Source organism: Okeania sp. SIO2B3 (genome assembly GCF_010672525.1).
GTDB lineage: Bacteria > Cyanobacteriota > Cyanobacteriia > Cyanobacteriales > Microcoleaceae > Okeania.
Genome location: NZ_JAAHGH010000005.1, coordinates 1 through 17,838, shown reverse-complemented (window position 1 = coordinate 17,838; position 17,838 = coordinate 1). Strand labels below are relative to the sequence as shown.

Genomic DNA, 17,838 nt, shown 5'->3' with positions numbered 1-17,838 from the left:
CGAAAATTGTGGGTGTTAGGTTTAGGGTTTTAAAAATTAATAATTACCTATTCTTAAAAGAAAAGGATTGACTAAAATAATTTGTTAGATTTATTTTTTCTTTAACTCAGAGACTTCCACTTTAATTATTCGGTGAGAGAGGGATATTTTAACATTTAATTAAGCACAAAAAAAGCTGTACCTCCTCGTTTAGCAGAATGTATAGGTTATGCATTGATTCCTTTTTTAAATAAAATTGCCCTAGAAAATCAAAGTAAATAATAGTTAATTATTTTATTTAAACTCAGTTAGTTTTTGATTAAGAGTATTTCGCCAAATCTCAAAATTATACCAACCACATCCAATACACCCAGTCTCAGCATCTTTTCCAACTTGAGGTATATTACGAGGCCAATTTTCATTACCGAGAAATTGTGGGTATGCGCCTCCCCTTTTAAGGGGATAAAAAAAATATAATACCAATTTGATAAATGTTTGCTACAAATAATTTTCTAGGTGGTAGGTGGTAGGTACTAGGTGCTAAGTTTTAGGTTTTAGGTGGATTATTAGTTATTTACTAGCCAGTTTATTTGTAACATTCTTTTTTCAAAATGGTATAATTCCGTATTTTCTTGCCTCCCTATTGCAGAGGTACTGATAACTGATAACTGATAACTTAAATGACCTTGATACCAGAATTTAATGCCTAATGGTGTACCCCTTTTACCAGTTTTGATACAAAATTCACAGCTTCTTGATTTTAAAAGATTATCAAAATCATAAGGGTCGCGCAACCCCGCCTTTTAAGGCGCAATATTTTTGGAGAGTTGCTCACGCATCCCCGTTACAAAAATAACTTCTAACTTCTGACTTCTGACTTCTAACTTCTGACTTCGTTAAGATTACCTCCACTATCTTTTTTAAGCAATTGAAATTTCTGTTTAATCTCAGTTTCACTCATATTTAAGTTATGAGTTTCTTCAACATTTCCCCATCTTTCCATTGGAAAGCGATGGTCAATAATAATTTCATGTCGCGGTCGTTGTCTTTGTTCAATCACATCTACATACGAATAGACAGATAATATTTTTTCGACTAATTCTGAGGGAATATTAGCAGGAGCATTTGCTGCTTTGATTTTTCCTGTCCAACAATCCCATGTTGTTTGTTTTTGACAAGTATTGCAGAACTTTCTTTCCGTGTTAATTTCTAAACCAGGACGAATTTTTGTGCCTCTTTGTAATCCTTGAATACCACCTCCACCTGCATATTGTTCTGATGCTACGTTTTTACCTTCACAACTACGACAATGCCATTCTCTATCTGATAAAAGATTAAATACTTTTAATTGAGTTGAGTTTTTTCTAAATGTAGATTTTAACTTTTCTACTAAGTCTTGATTGCTCACTCTATATTATTAGCTTCTGCCTCTAAATTATCAAGAAGTTCTGATACGCTAATACCCATTCCGCCAGCTAAATTAACAAGAGCAGTTAGAGAAGGATTTCTCACACCACGTTCTAGTCCAGATATATAGGTACGATCTAAGTTAGATCTAAATCCAAGCTCTTCTTGAGAAATTCCCAATTTAATCCGGCGTTGTTTAATCAAACGACCAAGGGCAGTCAGAATCTGACTTTTTGATTTATCCATACCTTAGATTTTGATAATTTGTGGATTATCAGTCTACGGACTATGTGTCACATCAAAAATCTGTTAAGATGTAAAAAAAATCGTTCAATTTAAGAGAAAAATAAACAAATGACTCAAGCAATTAGTTACGAACAAATAATTTTAGAAAACGTGAAAAAATTAACTCCTCAACAACAGCAAGAAGTTTTAGATTTTATTGAATTTTTGCATAGTAAAAACCAAAATATAGAAACTCCTCCCCCTGAAAAAAAACCGATATCTGCTTATGAAGCTGCTAAACAATGGGTTGGTTGTGTTGATAGTGGCATTGGGGATTTATCCTATAATAAAAAGTACCTTGAGAGACCTTCAGCTAAATGAAATTAAACGTAATTTTAGACACAAGTCCATTAGTTGCCTTGATAGATAAAGGCGATCGCTTTCATAATTGGACAACAGAGATGTGGAAAACCATTAGTTTGCCATTGTATACCTGTGAAGCTGTGATTTCTGAAACCTGTTTTTTGCTACAAAATACCTATGGCGGAGAGGACGCGGTAATTTCTTTAGTAAAAGCGGGCGTTATCCAAATTTCATTTGCCTTAACCGAAGAAGTAGAGGCAGTGGGAAACTTGATGAAAAAATACAAATCTGTTCCTATGTCTTTTGCAGATGCTTGTTTAGTACGAATGAGTGAATTAATTCCTGGCAGTAGTTTGTTAACTTTAGATAGTGATTTTCGCATTTACCGGAAAAATCAAACAGAAGTAATTGATGTAATTATTCCTGATGAGTTATAAGTATTTTATTGATTTATAAAAACGTGCTATTAGACCTATTACTATTAACAACTTTAGGATTTCTTGGCAGTTTCGGTCACTGCGTCGGAATGTGCGGACCATTGACTGCAACTTTCTCTCTTTCTACGCGTTCGCGGAGCGGAACGGATGTTCTATCGCAGAACGGAACCGATGTCCGGTCGCGAAGCGGAACGGATGTTCTATCCTCAACTTCTCCTAACAAATGGCATCAATTTAAATTTCATACCCTGCTTAACCTCGGCCGCCTCTGTAGCTACACCTTAACTGGCGCTGGTATTGGTGCATTAGGTTCAGTATTAGTAGCAAGTGGTCATTTAGCTGGCATCGACAGTGACTTGCGACGGTGGTTAGCAATACTCACAGGATTAATGCTAATTTGGTTTGGTCTGGCAAAAGTGCAACCACAACTATTACCCAAACTACCAATATTCCATCCTTTGAAAAAAAATAACCTACATAACCGCCTCAGTACAGTCATGGTTCACCTCTCCATGGAAAACAAATGGTGGACTCCTGCTTTCCTAGGCTTAGTTTGGGGTTTGATGCCATGTGGTTTTCTCTATGCTGCTCAAATTAAAGCGGCAGAAACTAGCAATATCTGGTTAGGTGGAGCAACTATGTTGGCGTTTGGGTTGGGAACATTACCCTCAATGTTAGGCGTAGGAATGTTGACATCTTTTTTGAGTGCAGACAAACGTAGTCAACTATTTCAAATGGCAGGATGGGTGAGTATTTTTACTGGCATCATGGTAGTCATGCGCAATGGTGAGATGGTTGACTACAGTGGTTCTGCTGCAATATTATGTTTAATGTTAGCCTTGGTAGCGCGACCCCTAAGTCGGTTTTGGAGTCAACCTCTACGTTATCGACGAGCAATAGGAATGGGAGCATTTGTTTTGTCAGTGGCGCATACAGGAAAAATGTTAGACCACAGTTTAAATTGGAATATGCAGGCAGTATCGTTTATGTTGCCTCTGCATCAGATAGGAATATGGGCAGGTATTTTTGGTTTGGGGTTAATGTTACCGTTAGCGCTGACGAGTTTTGATGGGGCGGTGAAATATTTAGGTAAGTGGTGGCGAAGGTTGCATTTGTTGAGTGTTCCGGCATTTTTGTTATGTGGAGTTCATGTGGTGGCGGTGGGTTCCCACTATTTGGGTGCGTTGGAATGGAGTTTAGGAAATCAGTTGCGTGCTGTTTTTTTGGGTGTGACAATATTAGTTGTTTTGATTATACGTTCATATCAGTTTTGGTCTTTATTTTCTATAGGCAAATATTATGTACCACCACTGGAACAAGTTAAAATTAAAAAGCAGGTGCATAATTCGTAAGCATTTAGCTATTAGCTATCAACTTATTATCTTAGAAGAATAATTCAAAATTATGTTTGCGCAGGGTTCTGTAGGAAATGCTTACCTAAATATAGCCAATAATACTATTTGATAATAAACTTAGGAGGAGGTAAAAAAATGTTTTTTTTATTAAAAATTAGTCTGAATGTTTCTTTGCTAATTTTGATTTCTTCTTTTGGTGGAGAAACTACCAAACTTAACAATAATTTTTCGTCAGAATTAATTGATAATCATCAAAAAAAAGATGATTTAGAGCCGATATTTTTATCTACAGACAGTCAAAAAATAAATTACTTCCAGTTGGCTTATGTAAAAAATAAAGAGTCTATTCTAGAGTCTCAAAAACTGACCAAACCAGTTCATTCATTTTTCAAATTTCAAGCTCATAATGTCGAAGTTTCTGAAGATGTGGCTTGTACTTTTCACATTACTCCTAATCATAATCCCAAGGTAGGCAAACCTTCTTTAGCTTGGTTTGCTCTTACTCGTAAGGGCGGAAAAAGTCTTCCTTTTAGTGAATGTGATTGTCAATTAAATGTTTATTCTCAACCTCGTAATGCTGAAAGTAAACCGATAATGAATCCAGAATTAAAAGGTATTGATACTGAACAATATCAAGAGATACCAGGGGCAGAAATTACTTTTCCAAAAGCTGGTGTTTATGATTTAGAAATTATTGGGAGTGCCAAAGATGGAAAAAGTTTTCAGCCTTTTAAATTTAATTATTCCGTGACAGTTACTAGTGGGTGATATAGCGCTACGTGCAAGTCATATCATGTCCGGTTGAACAGTTATAAATAAATAACGACGGAGTCCTCAGGAGTCAACCCACCCCTCGCCCCTTCCCCTCCCAACCCACCCCTAACCCCTCCCAGGAGGGGAGGGGAAGTCAGGAGTCAGGAGGAAAGGAAGAAGAAGAACAGGAGAAGAAGGAGAAAGTTTTTTATCACTAATTATCCGGACATGATATCAGAAGTCAGTAGGAGCATTAACGATAGTTATGTGCAAGCTTTCGGCAGTTTGCGTTCCGCAAAGCTCCGCTTTATATGTCGCGGAGCGTTAACGTAGTTGTGCCCTAGCAAAACGCCCGTACAGAAGTAATTCCTGACTGAGTTTGAAGATTTACCAATGTCCTAACATCTTGATTTTGAACATATATAAATGCCTTTGCGTACAAATTAAATCTGAGTCAAAATGTAAAGCAAAGTGAATAAAACAATCCAGATAATATCAACAAAGTGCCAATATATTTCTGCCATTTCAATACCAACGTGTTTGCCTTCATTGTAATGACCAGCACGACGAGAACGCCACAAGACACCCAGGATAAGTAGCACGCCAACAAAAACGTGCAGACCGTGGAAACCAGTCATTACATAAAAACAATTGGAAAACACATTAGTAGTCAGACCATAACCTAGAGTCATGTACTCATAAACCTGACCACCCAAAAAGATAATACCCATGATTGCCGTAACTATATACCATAGACGCATTCCTGAGAGATTGTTCTTTTTAATTGCAGTATCGCCTTTGTGAATCACAAAACTACTAGAAACCAGAATAATAGTGTTTATGGTTGGCAATAACAACTCTACCTCTGTTTCTTCAGGAGGCCAAACCCCGGCATTTGCTCGGTAAATTAAATAAGCAGCAAATAGTCCTCCAAACATTAAAGACTCGGAAGCAAGAAATGTGATTAATCCAAAAACTCGTAAATCCTGATGTTCTTCGTGATGGCCTGCTTCTACTGACCCAGATTGGACAGAAGTATCAACTAAATTATTAGTTGTATCAATTGTTGAACCTTGCATAATTTCCTGTACCTAAAATAAACAAAAATAATTTCTGAAAGTTGATATCTAAAGTAGTTAGCAGTCTATACAACCACTAACTACTCTAACTACTGAATTTCTACATACAGAACAAACTAGATACCATTCTAATTGTTCTCTGGAAAATTAGTTCTGAGAATCATCATCAAAAGATGAAGACTGAGCTTCAGATAAAGGCACGCCTGTTTCCTTCGTCTTGAAACTTCCTTTTGAAATTAGCTTGAAGCGCTCTCGAATACCAAGAGTCTTCTTAGAGCCAAAATCATAAGGACCATAAGTAACTACTGGCAACACTTCCCAGTTTTCAATGATCGGAGGTGAGCTAGTTGTCCACTCCAAGGATAAACCACCCCAAGGATTATCATCAGCTTTTGGTCCATACATCCAACTCCAAACCATGTTGATGAAGAATGGAATTACAGACAAACCTAGAATAATTGACCCATAAGTACAGATATGGTTAATAGCTTCAAACTGAGGGTCATACATAGCAATACGACGTGGCATTCCTTGTAAACCCAATTGGTGCATGGGTAAGAAAGTGAGGTTAGTACCAATTAAAGTCAGAACAAAATGAATCCGACCCCAGGTTTCGTTGTACATCCGACCTGTCATTTTGGGGAACCAGTGATAGATACCTGCATACAGACCAAACACTGAACCACCAAATAAAACGTAATGGAAGTGAGCTACGACATAATAACTGTCATGGACGTGAACGTCGAATGGAGCTGTTCCCATAGTTACGCCACTTAGTCCACCCATAACAAACATTGCTAATAGACCAATGGCAAAAAGCATCCCACTTGTATAACGGATTTTTCCGCCCCAGAGGGTAGCTACCCAACTAAAAATTTTGACTCCGGTGGGAACTGCAACAATTAGAGTAGAGATGGTGAAGAACATCCGCATCCAGGGAGGAGTTCCACTGGTGAACATATGGTGTACCCACACGAACAAACCTACTAGGCAAATAGCAAGACTGGAGTAAGCGATCGCTTTATAACCAAATATCCCTTTGCGAGCATGAACGGGAATGACCTCTGAGAGAATGCCAAAAATTGGCAGAATCATCAGATAAACTGCGGGGTGAGAATAGAACCAGAATAAGTGCTGGTAGATGACCACATCACCGCCCATCTCTGGTTTAAAGAAGCCGGTGCCAAAGTTGATATCAAATAATAACAGTACTAAACCTGCTGCTAAGACAGGAGTTGAGCATAGTGCCAAAACGGAAGTAGCTAAGATTGCCCAGCAGAATAGAGGTAGTTGTTCCCACTTCATACTAGGAACTTTCATTTTGAGGATGGTGACGATAAAGTTTAGCGCACCCATGATGGAGGAAGTTCCCACTAATACAATACAGAGAATCCATAAAGTTTGTCCGATGTTATTAGTAATAAGGCTGAGTGGTGGATAAGCTGTCCACCCGCTTTGTGCTCCACCAAAAGCTAAACTAGCAATTAAGAATGCTCCAGCAACTGGGTTGAGCCAGAAGGCGATCGCATTCAGGTTAGGAAATGCCATGTCTCTAGCTCCCACCATTAGGGGGACCAGATAGTTACCAAAACCTCCAATGGCAGCAGGCACGATCCACAGGAAAATCATAATCGTGCCATGATTTGTCAGGAAAGAGTTGTAAACATTTGGGTCGAGAAAGTCTGCATCTGGCGTGTAGAGTTCTGCACGCATAGCCATGGCCATGAGACCACCGACGAGATAAAAGATGAAGGCAGTAACCAGATATTGAATGCCGATTACCTTGTGGTCTATGTTATAGCCGAAGTAGTGATACCATTTCCATGCCTCCGGATGTGCTTTTTCCGGTTCTGGTTTGGTTTCTAAAGGAATTTGTGTTTGTGTCATCTGTAAATTATTTTGACAATTACGAATTAGTTAGTTGGGGAGGTTGAACTCATTTTTTTTACCTTTGGAGCTGACTCCTCCCCAAATCTTCCCCTGTAAGAATAGGGATTTTTGAATTCTCCTGTGGGGAAGTATGAGCTGCTAGTAGTTCTAGTCTAGTTTGGATGAATTTGATTTAATGTTTCGGAATCGATACCCATTTCATTAGCATAAGGGCTAAGATACTCCGATTCTGATAAATCAGCAGTGTTTACTGCTACAGCTTGATTCAACTGTGGTTGCTCGGCAAAAGTATTTTCTTCTATCCAAGCTTCATACTCTTCTTGAGTTTCAACAATTACTTGTGTTCTCATTGCTCCGTGGTAAGCACCGCAAAGTTCTGCACAATATACTGGATATTCTCCAGTTTTAGTAGCTACGAACCGGAGTTGGGTATCTTTACCAGGAATTGCATCTTGCTTCAAACGGAAAGCAGGTATCCAGAAAGCATGAATAACATCTTGAGCAGAAAGATTGATTTGTATATCCTTGTTGACAGGAATATGGAGTTCCCCTGCTAAAACACCACTTTCGGGATAGGTCATCAGCCATCCATACTGAATTCCTGTAATGTCAACAACTACATCTGCTGGGTTTACTCCTGCTTCAGGAGCTGCTCCAAAGCCATATTTGCTCACTTCTTTTGTAGCTACTTCTTCTGACTCCATTCCTTCAGCATCTGCTATTAGGGGAGCTGCCAGAGCTGTTCCTGGTTGCACTGTTTGCCGATCGGATGAAGAAACATGAGCTACTTTTGTTCCTGCTGGATCGAACCCACCCATCTGTCTATATACATCTACACTGTAGATACCAAGACCAATCACAATTATGGATGGAATTGCCGTCCAAAATATTTCTAATGGTAAATTTTCCCTAAAGGCAGCGCCATCACCATCGTCTCCTTGACGTCTACGAAATTTAATTGCGCAGAAGACGATTGTTCCTTCTACCACTAGAAATAAAGCTGCTGCTATAGTAAACATGATGTCAAAAAAACCGTCCACCAGAGGAGCTTGTACTGATGCTTGCTCTGGTAATAGACCATGATTTTGACCTAACCACACGCTAATTATGGTGACTATTATACCAACTACTAGGGTGATTACTGAGACTGGTATTTTTTCTTTTTCTTCCATATATTACCTCTTTAATTAGTCTTCCTCCCCCTAGCCTAGGTAGAGGAGTCTTTGACTTTTTGTCATACTCAATTACATAGGTTAAACTAAGCATCTACTTATAAACTAGATATAATTGTTACTATTTATCAAAATTATAGATTATCTTAGTTTTTCATAGATTTCTCTCCAGAGAGTTTATATTATTTTAACTATTGCACTCAAAAATTACCCCACAGTTTGTATAAACAAAGTTAAATTAAATATGTACTCTTAAATTGCATACTTTGATTGATTAATTTATTAGAAATTAAAGAAAAAGTTAAAAATATTTTTTTGGGGAAATCAGTAACACATATAACAGTAAACTGTAAAGAAAATTCAAATCAGAAAACTTTCTAAAGCAGAACAAATCTTCAGATAGTATCCCTTATAGTAACAAGAACTTAAACACATTAATAATTGTCAGATGTGATGATTATTTCTGAATTTAAGATTCAGTATGTTGTTAATTTAGCAAGATTTTAGATTACAGCTAATAAAAATCTTATGGCCAATTCTGTTTTAAATAACAATACAATTATTTGCTCTCAGTCTCCAGCACGGGAACGCATTCGTGGTTTGGTTTGGAAACTATGTATAGCTACCCTACTACTGATGGCTATCGGTAGTGCTACCAGAGTTATGAATGCAGGTTTAGCCTGTCCTGACTGGCCGTTGTGTTATGGTAAATTAGTACCAATGGCACAGATGAATCTGCAAGTATTTTTAGAGTGGTTTCACCGATTAGATGCAAGTTTAATCGGCTTTGGCACGATCGCTCTGATGGGTTTATCATGGTGGCATAGACGAGAATTGCCAACCTGGCTACCTTGGGCATCGACTTTTGCTCTGGGACTAATAGTTTTCCAAGGAGTACTGGGTGGATTAACTGTCACAGAATTATTACGCTTTGATATTGTCACCGCTCACCTTGGTACTGCTTTGCTTTACTTTATGACTCTATTAGTTATAAGTTTGTCAATGATGCCATATAAAGGTACGGGCAATGTTGGTAAACTACCTTGGGTAGGATTAACTGCTGCAATTTTTGTTTATTTACAAAGTTTACTGGGTGGGTTAGTTGCTTCTCAGTGGGCGCTGCATCAATGTTTTGGATTGGCGGAACTTTGTAAAATAATGAATAGTCATATTGCTGGGGTTGTTCCTCCGACTTTAGCAACATTAGCATTGGTAGTTATAGCGTGGCGCACCTCTGCCTTACATCCACTGCTGCGAAAATTAGCAAACTGGTCTGGTTTATTAGTATTAACTCAGATTGGTTTGGGGGTTATGACCTTCCGGTTACGCCTGCAAATTGAGTTATTGACCGTATCTCACCAAGCGGTAGGAGCAGCATTATTAGGAACTTTAGTAGCATTTACTGTTATTGCTTTACGCGATCGACAAGTTGCAAAGGCTTAATTGTTAAGATAGATACAGTAATATACCCCTCTTTTGTGAGTTATTAGATTAGAAATAGAAAGGTTAGCTATACTGTAGAGCGATAAAAAAGTTTTTGTTTGTAGCAGGGCTAAAGCCCTATCTATCTTATTGCTCAACCCCTACTACGAAGCTCTAATTATAACTATTCAACCGGACTAAATTTTTCAAACTGGCTAACATCAAAAATTAACTGTCACTAATATCCGTTTTGATATTGCCCGTAAACTTAATAGATTAGATGACGGAAAGAATAACCAGCTTAAACAGAAAATTAACAAATTAGAATCCATGCAAGAAGTTATTTCTCATAGTTTTCCACGACGCCATGATAATATTTTACAAGTAGTCAAAAGCTACTATCAACTAACAAAACCTAGAATTATTCTACTGCTATTAATTACAACTGCAGCCGGAATGTGGTTGGGAGCAAAGGGAGAAGTCTCTCCCCTTCTACTATTCGTGACATTAATAGGTGGTGCATTAGCTTCTGGTGCAGCTAACGCTATTAACTGCATCTACGACAGCGATATTGACTATATTATGGAGCGCACCCGCTGGCGTCCTATTCCTTCTGGGAGAGTAAAACCCCGCGATGCTTTAATTTTTGCATTCATTCTAGCAGCTACATCATTTACTTTGCTCACAGTCTTTGCTAATTTACTGTCAGCATTGTTGGCAATGTCTGGAATAGTTTTTTATGTTGGTATTTACACCCACTGGTTAAAACGTCATAGCGTACAAAATATTGTAATTGGCGGTGCTGCTGGTGCTATTCCCCCATTAGTAGGTTGGGCTGCGGTGACAGGAGAATTGAGTTGGGCAGCTTGGTTACTATTTGCGATTATCTTTATCTGGACTCCTCCTCACTTTTGGGCTTTGGCAATCTATATTCGTGATGAATACAAGGAAGTGGGTGTGCCAATGTTACCTGTAATTGAAGGAAATGAGGAAACAGCTAAACAGATTTGGGTTTATAGTCTAATTTTGATTCCGATGACGTTGTTGTTGGTTTATCCATTGCACGCAAGTGGAGCAGTTTATGCAGTATTAGCAACTTTGCTAGGTGCAGTCTTTCTCCAGAAAGCTTGGCTATTATTAAAAGATCCTTCTAATAGAGATGTAGCGCGGTCGCTGTTTAAGTATTCCATATACTACATGATGTTATTATGTTTAGTTATGGTGATTGACAGTTTACCTTTTACTCGTGGAATTACTACTGCTGTAGCTGATAATTTGCAAACCTTTATTAGCAGCGCGATCGCAATGTTATCTTAGTTGTAATTAAACAATAAAATCTGGTTTGAGGTAGGCATTTTGCCTGCCTTTTAGTTTGACAACTTGTAGTTTGACAAATATCGAGAATTTAGTACCTAATGTAGTAGCTCGTCTAGACTAAAATTGTAGGTAAACACAGGCCGATAATATTGAATTTACTGCCTTCTGTGGCAATTGCTTTATCCACATTCTAAAGCTAGACACGCTACTACCACAGCTAAAATGGTGCAATAACTGTAGGTTTGGTTTCGTCCCTCAACCCAACAGCAATCTTTCTCCCCTACTCCCCTACTCCCTAATGCACCACTTAAGGTGTGTCGGTCCACTAACTCCTGACTCCTTGAAATAGCCTAAGTATCTGTAGCAAAAATTTTAGTATTTCATCCGGACTTACGCAAATTGACTTTCAAAGCAACATTTGTAGGGGTGAGTGGCATTTGCGTACCGCAAAGCTCCGAATGGCGTCCTCACCATAAGTAGAGTCTCTGCGTAAGTCCTGTTTCAGATCACACTATAAAAGATAAGTGTACTAAGGATAAAAATCTAATGACCTCTCGGCCTCTACTTCGACGAGAAATTGGTGTGTTCGGCGCTACCCTCATGGGTTTAGGCTCAATTGTGGGTACGGGAGTATTTGTCAGTATTGGTATTGCTGCTAGTATTACGGGTCTATCGGTAATTATTGCGGTGGCAATAGGTGCTGTTGTTGCTATCTGCAATGGTTTTAATAGCGCTCAGTTAGCAGCAAACCATCCTGTGAGTGGCGGTACTTATGAATATGGTTATAAATATCTGAATCATTGGTTGGGTTTTATTGCGGGGTGGATGTTTCTGTTGGCGAAAAGTGCTTCTGCTGCTACTGCTGCTTTGGGTTTTGCTGGTTATTTGCTGAATGCTTTTGGTGTGAATAATCAAACTTGGTTGGTGTTGACTGCTTTAACTGCTGTGGTTGTATTAACTATAGTTGTGTTAAGTGGAATTCGTCGTTCTAATTTTACTAATATTATTATTGTTTCGATAACGTTATTTTCTCTGGTTGTGTTTATCTTGGCAGGGGTGCCTCAAGTAGTATCGTCTGCTGGGGAAATTTTAACGCCTTTTTTTCCTGGGGATAAACCTATAGCATCTTTACTTCAAGCTACTGCTTTAATGTTTGTTGCTTATACTGGTTACGGTCGTATTGCAACTTTGGGTGAGGAAGTAAAGGAACCACGACGTACTATTCCTAGAGCGATCGCTCTAACGATGCTCGTCACCTGTTTGTTATATATATCGATCGCTTTGGTTACGGTGGTAGTTGGTCAGGAAGTGATTAATAAATTGTCTCAAGCAGATGTTAGTTTAGCTGCTCCTCTAGAAGTTATTGCTAGAGTAGGAGGTTTAGGTGTTCCTGTAATTCCGAAGTTAATTGCTGTTGGTGCTATTACGGCAATGTTGGGAGTGTTGTTAAATTTAATTTTGGGTTTGTCCAGGGTTTTGTTGGCAATGGGGCGTCGGCGAGATGTACCTAAAGTTATTGCTAGATTGAATAGTGAGCAAACTACTCCTTATATAGCTGTGATAGTTGTGGGAGTAGCGATCGCTTTTTTGGTTTTAATTGGGGATGTGAAAACTACTTGGTCTTTTAGTGCTTTTAATGTTCTGATTTATTATGCTATTACTAATTTTGCTGCTCTCCAACTTTCTCCAGAAGAAAGACTTTACCCTAAGTGGTTAGGTTGGGTAGGTTTAGCTGCTTGTTTGTTTTTAGCTTTTTGGGTAGAGCAGCAAATTTGGTTAGTTGGTTTAGGGTTAATTCTTGTTGGTTTAATTTGGCATAGTTTGATTCATAGATTAATAGATTAATTAACTAATAGCTTAAATTTTCCCTCATTAAAATCTGCTTCCAAATTGATAATCTCTTGAAAATTATTAATTTCTTGAATTAATCCTATTTTCGTCTTTTTCCACTCGTTCATAACTCATATCATGTCCGGATAATTAGGGTTTGCTGATTAAATATCAAAGCATTTGCATATAAAGACAAGTGCCTTTTTGGGGCCTTTAAAAAGTACCTTGTATCACGTCTAAAATGCTCAAAAAGTTAGTATTTGAGGCTCATAGTTGGGCAGAAAAATCATTCTTACAATTCTTACTCCTACTTCCTCGCTCCCGAGCCTTTTCTCCCCTCCTGGGAGGGGTTAGGGGTGGGTTGTCTCCTGTCTCCTGTCTCCTGTCTCCTGTCTCCTACCCCAGCAAAAAGACTTTCCATAAGCAAACCCTAATAATTAGTGATCAAAAAAACTTTATCCTTTTCCTCTTCTTTATTCTTCTTTCTTCCCTCCTGACTCCTGACTCCTGACTCCTGACTCCTCCATCGAATTTTTTATTTCCTCTTCCTTCTTCTTTTGAAAATAATAAAGACTTGCAGAATTTGGAATCATAATTTCTCCGCCCTCCAATTTTTGCGAATTGCTGCTCAAATAATCCAGCAGTACTTGTAATTGGGAAGGAGAAAAATATGTTGTATTAACATCAACTATAAAATCTAGTAAATGTTTACCTAACTGAGAATCTTTCTGAAAACATTTTGTAATATTAACTGAAAACTCTATAATTTCTTGACTAAAAGGAATATTTTGCTCGGAAAATAATTGATATAAATCCTCGCTAAAAAATCGTGGCCTTTGATAAAGTCGCTGACTTACATAGTGGTAAGGTTCGTTGAATTTTGTTTTTACAGCTATGGCAATTATTGCCATGCTTTCTTCTCCAACAAGTTTGTAAACTCTCTGAAAAGAGGATTCAATTTCTGAAAAGTAGTCAAATGAATGAATTAACAGGATGATGTCAAAACTTGGAGATGATTCAAATTTCTCCAATGTAACCGGATGAATTTTAAATGTAAATTTCTCTGGTTGAAATTTGCTAAGTTCCTGACACCATTCTTCTGTTTTTATACATTCTACTTTGTTTGGATCTACTCCAACAAAATGAATAGATTTGTTCAACTCAAGCAGCTTTTTAAAAAAAGGTTTCTCAAAAAGTCCACTGCCACAACCTATACTAAGAATAGTGTAACTTTCTTGTGAAGGCTTATGTTTTTCTATAGCCTGAAGCGTAGCTTCAAGTATCATCTCTTGTTAATTTTGCTGACTGCGATCAGCAATTTGTCCTTCCATATATTCTTGCTCATTAAGTTTGACAAGCTTGAGTTTTGGGTCTAAAATCAAGTTAGCGATCGCAGATTTTTCTAAATTATTCATCATCATTTTTTCTCTTTTTTCCTCTGGCTTTGATTATTGAGAAGACTTATATTTTTGTATCGACTCAACTATACGTCAATAATCATCTCTTGTTCATTTAATATTGTTTAGCTGTAGGGACATAGTCTTTTTCAAAATCCTTCACGAAATCAAACTAATAAAATGTTGTCACATAAGTTGAAACTAAATCAAAGTCTAAGCGTTCTCTTTCACTAAGATCATCCCAAATATTGTTGCTTTTATCAGAAATAATTTGAAACTCGGTCTGAGTGCGCTCTAACTCACGAATCAAAGGGACTACGCTGTGTCCAAAACCGATAATACAAACTTCCACTGTCATCACTCCCCCCTAAACTGCAATCAAACATTTAATATTGAGGACAATTCTATCATAAATTAATGATAGAATTCACTTATCACTACATATACAGGACTACCAATAATTTTGTAAGCATTTCCTGCAGAATGCTTACAAAATTTTTTCCTGTTTTTTCTTATTCTTATTCTTAATATTTACAATTTTTCCTTAGTCTTTTCAAATAACCAGCCTGGAATAGCGTGTTCTTTTTCATACACAGAATTATATTTATATTCTATTTTTTCCCAGTCAATTTTAGTATTTGATAAAACTTCTTCAGTAAAGATATCTAATGCTTTACCAGATAAACCTTTTTCCAGACATTTTTTCATCATCAAACGACTTTCATCAATTTCACCAATACATTCAAAGGGAGTATGGGTTGATAAACCTATCATTGCTTGAAAAATTGGCAGTAAATCTTCATCATCAAATAAATTTACCTGAAAAACTTCATCAACAATATCTGTCTGACAAAAAGCCATTAATCCTAACCAAACATAGGCACATTTCGGGCATTTTTTACACCAAGGTTTTTTAATATTACAGGAATGAATTTTCGGAATAACTTCAGGATATTTACTCAAATTTTGAAAAATACGAAGGTCGTAAATAGGTTGGAGGATACTAAAGTATTTAAAGTTAGATAAAAGATTATCCCGAACAAATTGGTCTAAAAGTTGTTCTGCTTCTAGACCTTTTCCCCATTGATGGTTAACTTCTCTGCCTATTTCTTCCCAAAACATATTTCCAGTATTAGCACTTTTTTCGTGAGCCAAACATAAGTAATTGTATCCTTTATCCAACATTAAAAATAATGATTCAAAGACAGACACCGGAGTTTCTGGAGCAGTAATTCCTGAATTTTCTGGGAAATATAATTGAAAAAGAGGAAAGTCAACAAAATCATCAAAAATAGAGATTTTATGACTTTTAACTGGATTCACCTCTGCTACTACTCCAGCAATTAAATTATGTTGTAAATCTGCTTTTCCATAAACACCATGAGAATATTGCATGGAGGCAAAAGGAATATTTGCTTCTTCTAACATTTTCATAGTAACAATACTATCTTTACCACCGCCACAACCTGTCAGAATAGTACGATTATCTCCTAATATTGATACAGGATTAGCCTCTCCTAAATTTTGTGCATAAATAAATTCTGGTTGTTGATAATCTGTGACATTATTTTCATACCAATGCTGACAAAAAACCCCTTGGTATATTTTGACAAAAAGTTCTAAAACTGACTCTTCTAAATGTGCAGCTATTCTAGAAATATCGTAATATTTTGGAAATAACGAACATAATTTCATCCCTTCAAATAAAGCAATATAACTTGCTATTTTTTCGATAAATTCTTGAGAGTATTTTTGTTGTAGGGAAGAAAAAGATATATCGTGATAAAAAATTTTTGTCGAGAATTGAAATTTATCGGCACTATAACTAATATTTAGATGATGTTCGTGAATTGTCACATCATCTACTTTAATTACTTCTATTTTCACGGAATCTATCTCCTTTTAATTAATTGATAATGGATAATTGGTAATGGATGATGAATAATGAAAACTATCTCTAATTAGGGCTTGCTGAAAAAGTCTTTTAGTAGGGGGAAGGAGTCAGGAGTTAACCCACCCGCGGGCCTCTCCGGTGGAGGGGAAGTCATCAGGAATCGGAGTTATAGAGTAGGTAGTCCTCTCTTGGTTTTTTGCCCCTATCTTGCTCAAAATGCGCTCCTAGCATCAACCTGAGATACCCAAAAGTTGGTACTTTATTAGTACCTAAAAAAGCTAAAACCTTTATGTTTCAATGCTTTGAGATTTAATCAGCAAGCTCTAATTAGGGCTTGCTGATTAAATCTCAAAGTTAGGATTTTGAGCAGACAACAGCGGAAAAATGGAGGGACAATTGTTCCGACTAAATCTTCTGTAATTTTAGGCTATTATGATTCCTGACTCCTACCCTCACCCATAATACTTTTTCAGCAAACCCTAATTATCAATTATCAATTATTAATAATTAATAATTAATTATTAATTATTAATTATTTACCACCCTCTCGTGCCTGGTTCGCCTTTAAATGGTCCGACAATATCAGCAGTAATCCATCCCCCATAAAAATCTCCAGCTTGAGGCTTAACTAATTCATCATTAACATAACAAGCATCCATTAAACCAGCCGCAAAACTATAATATGTTTGAATAGTGACAAAATTAGGAGTCGGTTCAATATATCGCCAAGCGCCATATTTTATATACCTATCGCCGATGCGAATATCATAATATTGATATCTGCCTTTCCATTCACACAAAAGTTGTTTGGGTGTTTCGATTAAATGTTCTAATTTAATATCTTCGGGGGGAAAATAATAGGTAGGAGGATGACTTGTTTCTAATACTCTTTTACCTCTATTTGTTTCTGCTAAAACAATATCATTACAAATTATTTTCAAATGTTTATCAGTATCTTGCAAAATAGCTGGACGAGGATAATCCCAAACTGATTCTTGACCGGGTTTTGGAGGAATTGGATTAGGTTTCATAATTAATAATTTACTTTCATTAAAATATTTTATATTATATTCTAGTGAGATTTTTGATTAGCTTTGAGAAATAAGATTTTTCACAATAGCATAACAAAGTCTATGATTATCTGAAACAAAAAATATGAGCATAGAAAATCGACAAAACAAGCTATATAGTTCTCAAAATCATCAAGAATTACTAGAGAACTATAGCACATGGGCTAAAGACTATGACCAAGAATTAGTAAATGATTGTAACTATGTAGCTCCTCAGAAAGTTGCGGCAGTATTATCTAGATTAGTTG

General features: G+C 37.0%; 19 protein-coding genes. 7 read left to right on the top strand and 12 right to left on the bottom strand.

Translation table 11 applies throughout. The annotated features are described in order from the left end of the window. Positions 1 to 273: 273 nt before the first annotated feature. The 3 genes from F6K15_RS05870 to F6K15_RS05860 form a co-directional block, all read right to left on the bottom strand. Positions 274 to 462 carry a hypothetical protein gene (locus tag F6K15_RS05870; protein ID WP_293058294.1) on the bottom strand — a complete coding sequence of 63 codons (189 nt, stop codon included), beginning with the start codon at positions 460 to 462 and terminating at the stop codon, positions 274 to 276. A gap of 397 nt (positions 463 to 859) precedes the next feature. Continuing rightward, positions 860 to 1,387, bottom strand: coding sequence for a restriction endonuclease (locus F6K15_RS05865; protein WP_293058291.1), 528 nt, complete (start codon positions 1,385 to 1,387; stop codon positions 860 to 862). Then, positions 1,384 to 1,632, bottom strand: a complete 249-nt coding sequence (locus F6K15_RS05860) for a helix-turn-helix domain-containing protein (protein WP_293058288.1) — start codon at positions 1,630 to 1,632, stop codon at positions 1,384 to 1,386. The genes F6K15_RS05865 and F6K15_RS05860 overlap by 4 nt, the downstream gene beginning before the upstream one ends. A 108-nt stretch (positions 1,633 to 1,740) precedes the next feature. Here F6K15_RS05860 and F6K15_RS05855 point away from each other — a divergent pair, with 108 nt between their 5' ends. The 4 genes from F6K15_RS05855 to F6K15_RS05840 all read left to right on the top strand — a co-directional run bounded on the left by F6K15_RS05855 (position 1,741) and on the right by F6K15_RS05840 (position 4,534). Beyond that, positions 1,741 to 1,992: a DUF2281 domain-containing protein gene (locus tag F6K15_RS05855; RefSeq protein WP_293058284.1), complete on the top strand. Its 252-nt coding sequence runs from the start codon at positions 1,741 to 1,743 to the stop codon at positions 1,990 to 1,992. Further along, on the top strand, positions 1,989 to 2,411 hold the full coding sequence (locus tag F6K15_RS05850; RefSeq protein ID WP_293058281.1) for a type II toxin-antitoxin system VapC family toxin: 423 nt from the start codon (positions 1,989 to 1,991) through the stop codon (positions 2,409 to 2,411). Before F6K15_RS05855 ends, F6K15_RS05850 begins: the two co-directional genes overlap by 4 nt. A gap of 23 nt (positions 2,412 to 2,434) precedes the next feature. Further along, positions 2,435 to 3,763, top strand: a complete 1,329-nt coding sequence (locus F6K15_RS05845) for a sulfite exporter TauE/SafE family protein (RefSeq protein ID WP_293058278.1) — start codon at positions 2,435 to 2,437, stop codon at positions 3,761 to 3,763. Between the two features lie 138 nt (positions 3,764 to 3,901). Beyond that, on the top strand, positions 3,902 to 4,534 hold the full coding sequence (locus F6K15_RS05840) for a hypothetical protein (protein WP_293058276.1): 633 nt from the start codon (positions 3,902 to 3,904) through the stop codon (positions 4,532 to 4,534). A gap of 428 nt (positions 4,535 to 4,962) precedes the next feature. Here F6K15_RS05840 and F6K15_RS05835 read toward each other — a convergent pair whose 3' ends face one another. The 3 genes from F6K15_RS05835 to F6K15_RS05825 form a co-directional block, all read right to left on the bottom strand. Next, positions 4,963 to 5,598: a heme-copper oxidase subunit III gene (locus F6K15_RS05835; RefSeq protein ID WP_293058274.1), complete on the bottom strand. Its 636-nt coding sequence runs from the start codon at positions 5,596 to 5,598 to the stop codon at positions 4,963 to 4,965. A 147-nt stretch (positions 5,599 to 5,745) separates the two neighbouring features. Further along, positions 5,746 to 7,485, bottom strand: coding sequence for a cytochrome c oxidase subunit I (gene ctaD / locus F6K15_RS05830; protein ID WP_293058272.1), 1,740 nt, complete (start codon positions 7,483 to 7,485; stop codon positions 5,746 to 5,748). Positions 7,486 to 7,640: 155 nt separating this feature from the next. Then, positions 7,641 to 8,660: a cytochrome c oxidase subunit II gene (locus tag F6K15_RS05825; protein ID WP_293058269.1), complete on the bottom strand. Its 1,020-nt coding sequence runs from the start codon at positions 8,658 to 8,660 to the stop codon at positions 7,641 to 7,643. Between the two features lie 528 nt (positions 8,661 to 9,188). On the opposite strand from F6K15_RS05825, the gene F6K15_RS05820 reads away from it, so the two are divergent. Next, complete coding sequence (locus F6K15_RS05820) at positions 9,189 to 10,103, top strand: heme A synthase (RefSeq protein WP_293058266.1); 915 nt, start codon at positions 9,189 to 9,191, stop codon at positions 10,101 to 10,103. A 309-nt stretch (positions 10,104 to 10,412) separates the two neighbouring features. Then, on the top strand, positions 10,413 to 11,399 hold the full coding sequence (locus F6K15_RS05815; protein WP_293058264.1) for a heme o synthase: 987 nt from the start codon (positions 10,413 to 10,415) through the stop codon (positions 11,397 to 11,399). 179 nt (positions 11,400 to 11,578) lie between these two features. On the opposite strand, the gene F6K15_RS05810 is transcribed toward F6K15_RS05815, so the two are convergent. Next, positions 11,579 to 11,725, bottom strand: a complete 147-nt coding sequence (locus F6K15_RS05810) for a hypothetical protein (RefSeq protein WP_293058262.1) — start codon at positions 11,723 to 11,725, stop codon at positions 11,579 to 11,581. Positions 11,726 to 11,945: 220 nt separating this feature from the next. On the opposite strand from F6K15_RS05810, the gene F6K15_RS05805 reads away from it, so the two are divergent. Continuing rightward, on the top strand, positions 11,946 to 13,244 hold the full coding sequence (locus F6K15_RS05805; RefSeq protein WP_293058259.1) for an APC family permease: 1,299 nt from the start codon (positions 11,946 to 11,948) through the stop codon (positions 13,242 to 13,244). Between the two features lie 458 nt (positions 13,245 to 13,702). Here F6K15_RS05805 and F6K15_RS05800 read toward each other — a convergent pair whose 3' ends face one another. From F6K15_RS05800 to F6K15_RS05780, 5 genes are all read right to left on the bottom strand, one after another. Continuing rightward, positions 13,703 to 14,515, bottom strand: a complete 813-nt coding sequence (locus F6K15_RS05800) for a class I SAM-dependent methyltransferase (protein ID WP_293058256.1) — start codon at positions 14,513 to 14,515, stop codon at positions 13,703 to 13,705. A gap of 6 nt (positions 14,516 to 14,521) precedes the next feature. Next, a complete protein-coding gene (locus F6K15_RS05795) occupies positions 14,522 to 14,650 on the bottom strand; it encodes a hypothetical protein (protein WP_293058254.1) in 129 nt (42 codons plus the stop codon). 148 nt (positions 14,651 to 14,798) lie between these two features. Next, entirely contained in the window at positions 14,799 to 14,984 is a 186-nt protein-coding gene (locus F6K15_RS05790; protein ID WP_293058252.1) for a hypothetical protein, read from the bottom strand. A gap of 173 nt (positions 14,985 to 15,157) precedes the next feature. Next, positions 15,158 to 16,513, bottom strand: a complete 1,356-nt coding sequence (locus F6K15_RS05785) for a hypothetical protein (RefSeq protein WP_293058250.1) — start codon at positions 16,511 to 16,513, stop codon at positions 15,158 to 15,160. Between the two features lie 543 nt (positions 16,514 to 17,056). Beyond that, positions 17,057 to 17,551 carry a DUF427 domain-containing protein gene (locus tag F6K15_RS05780; protein ID WP_293058247.1) on the bottom strand — a complete coding sequence of 165 codons (495 nt, stop codon included), beginning with the start codon at positions 17,549 to 17,551 and terminating at the stop codon, positions 17,057 to 17,059. Positions 17,552 to 17,838: the final 287 nt, after the last annotated feature.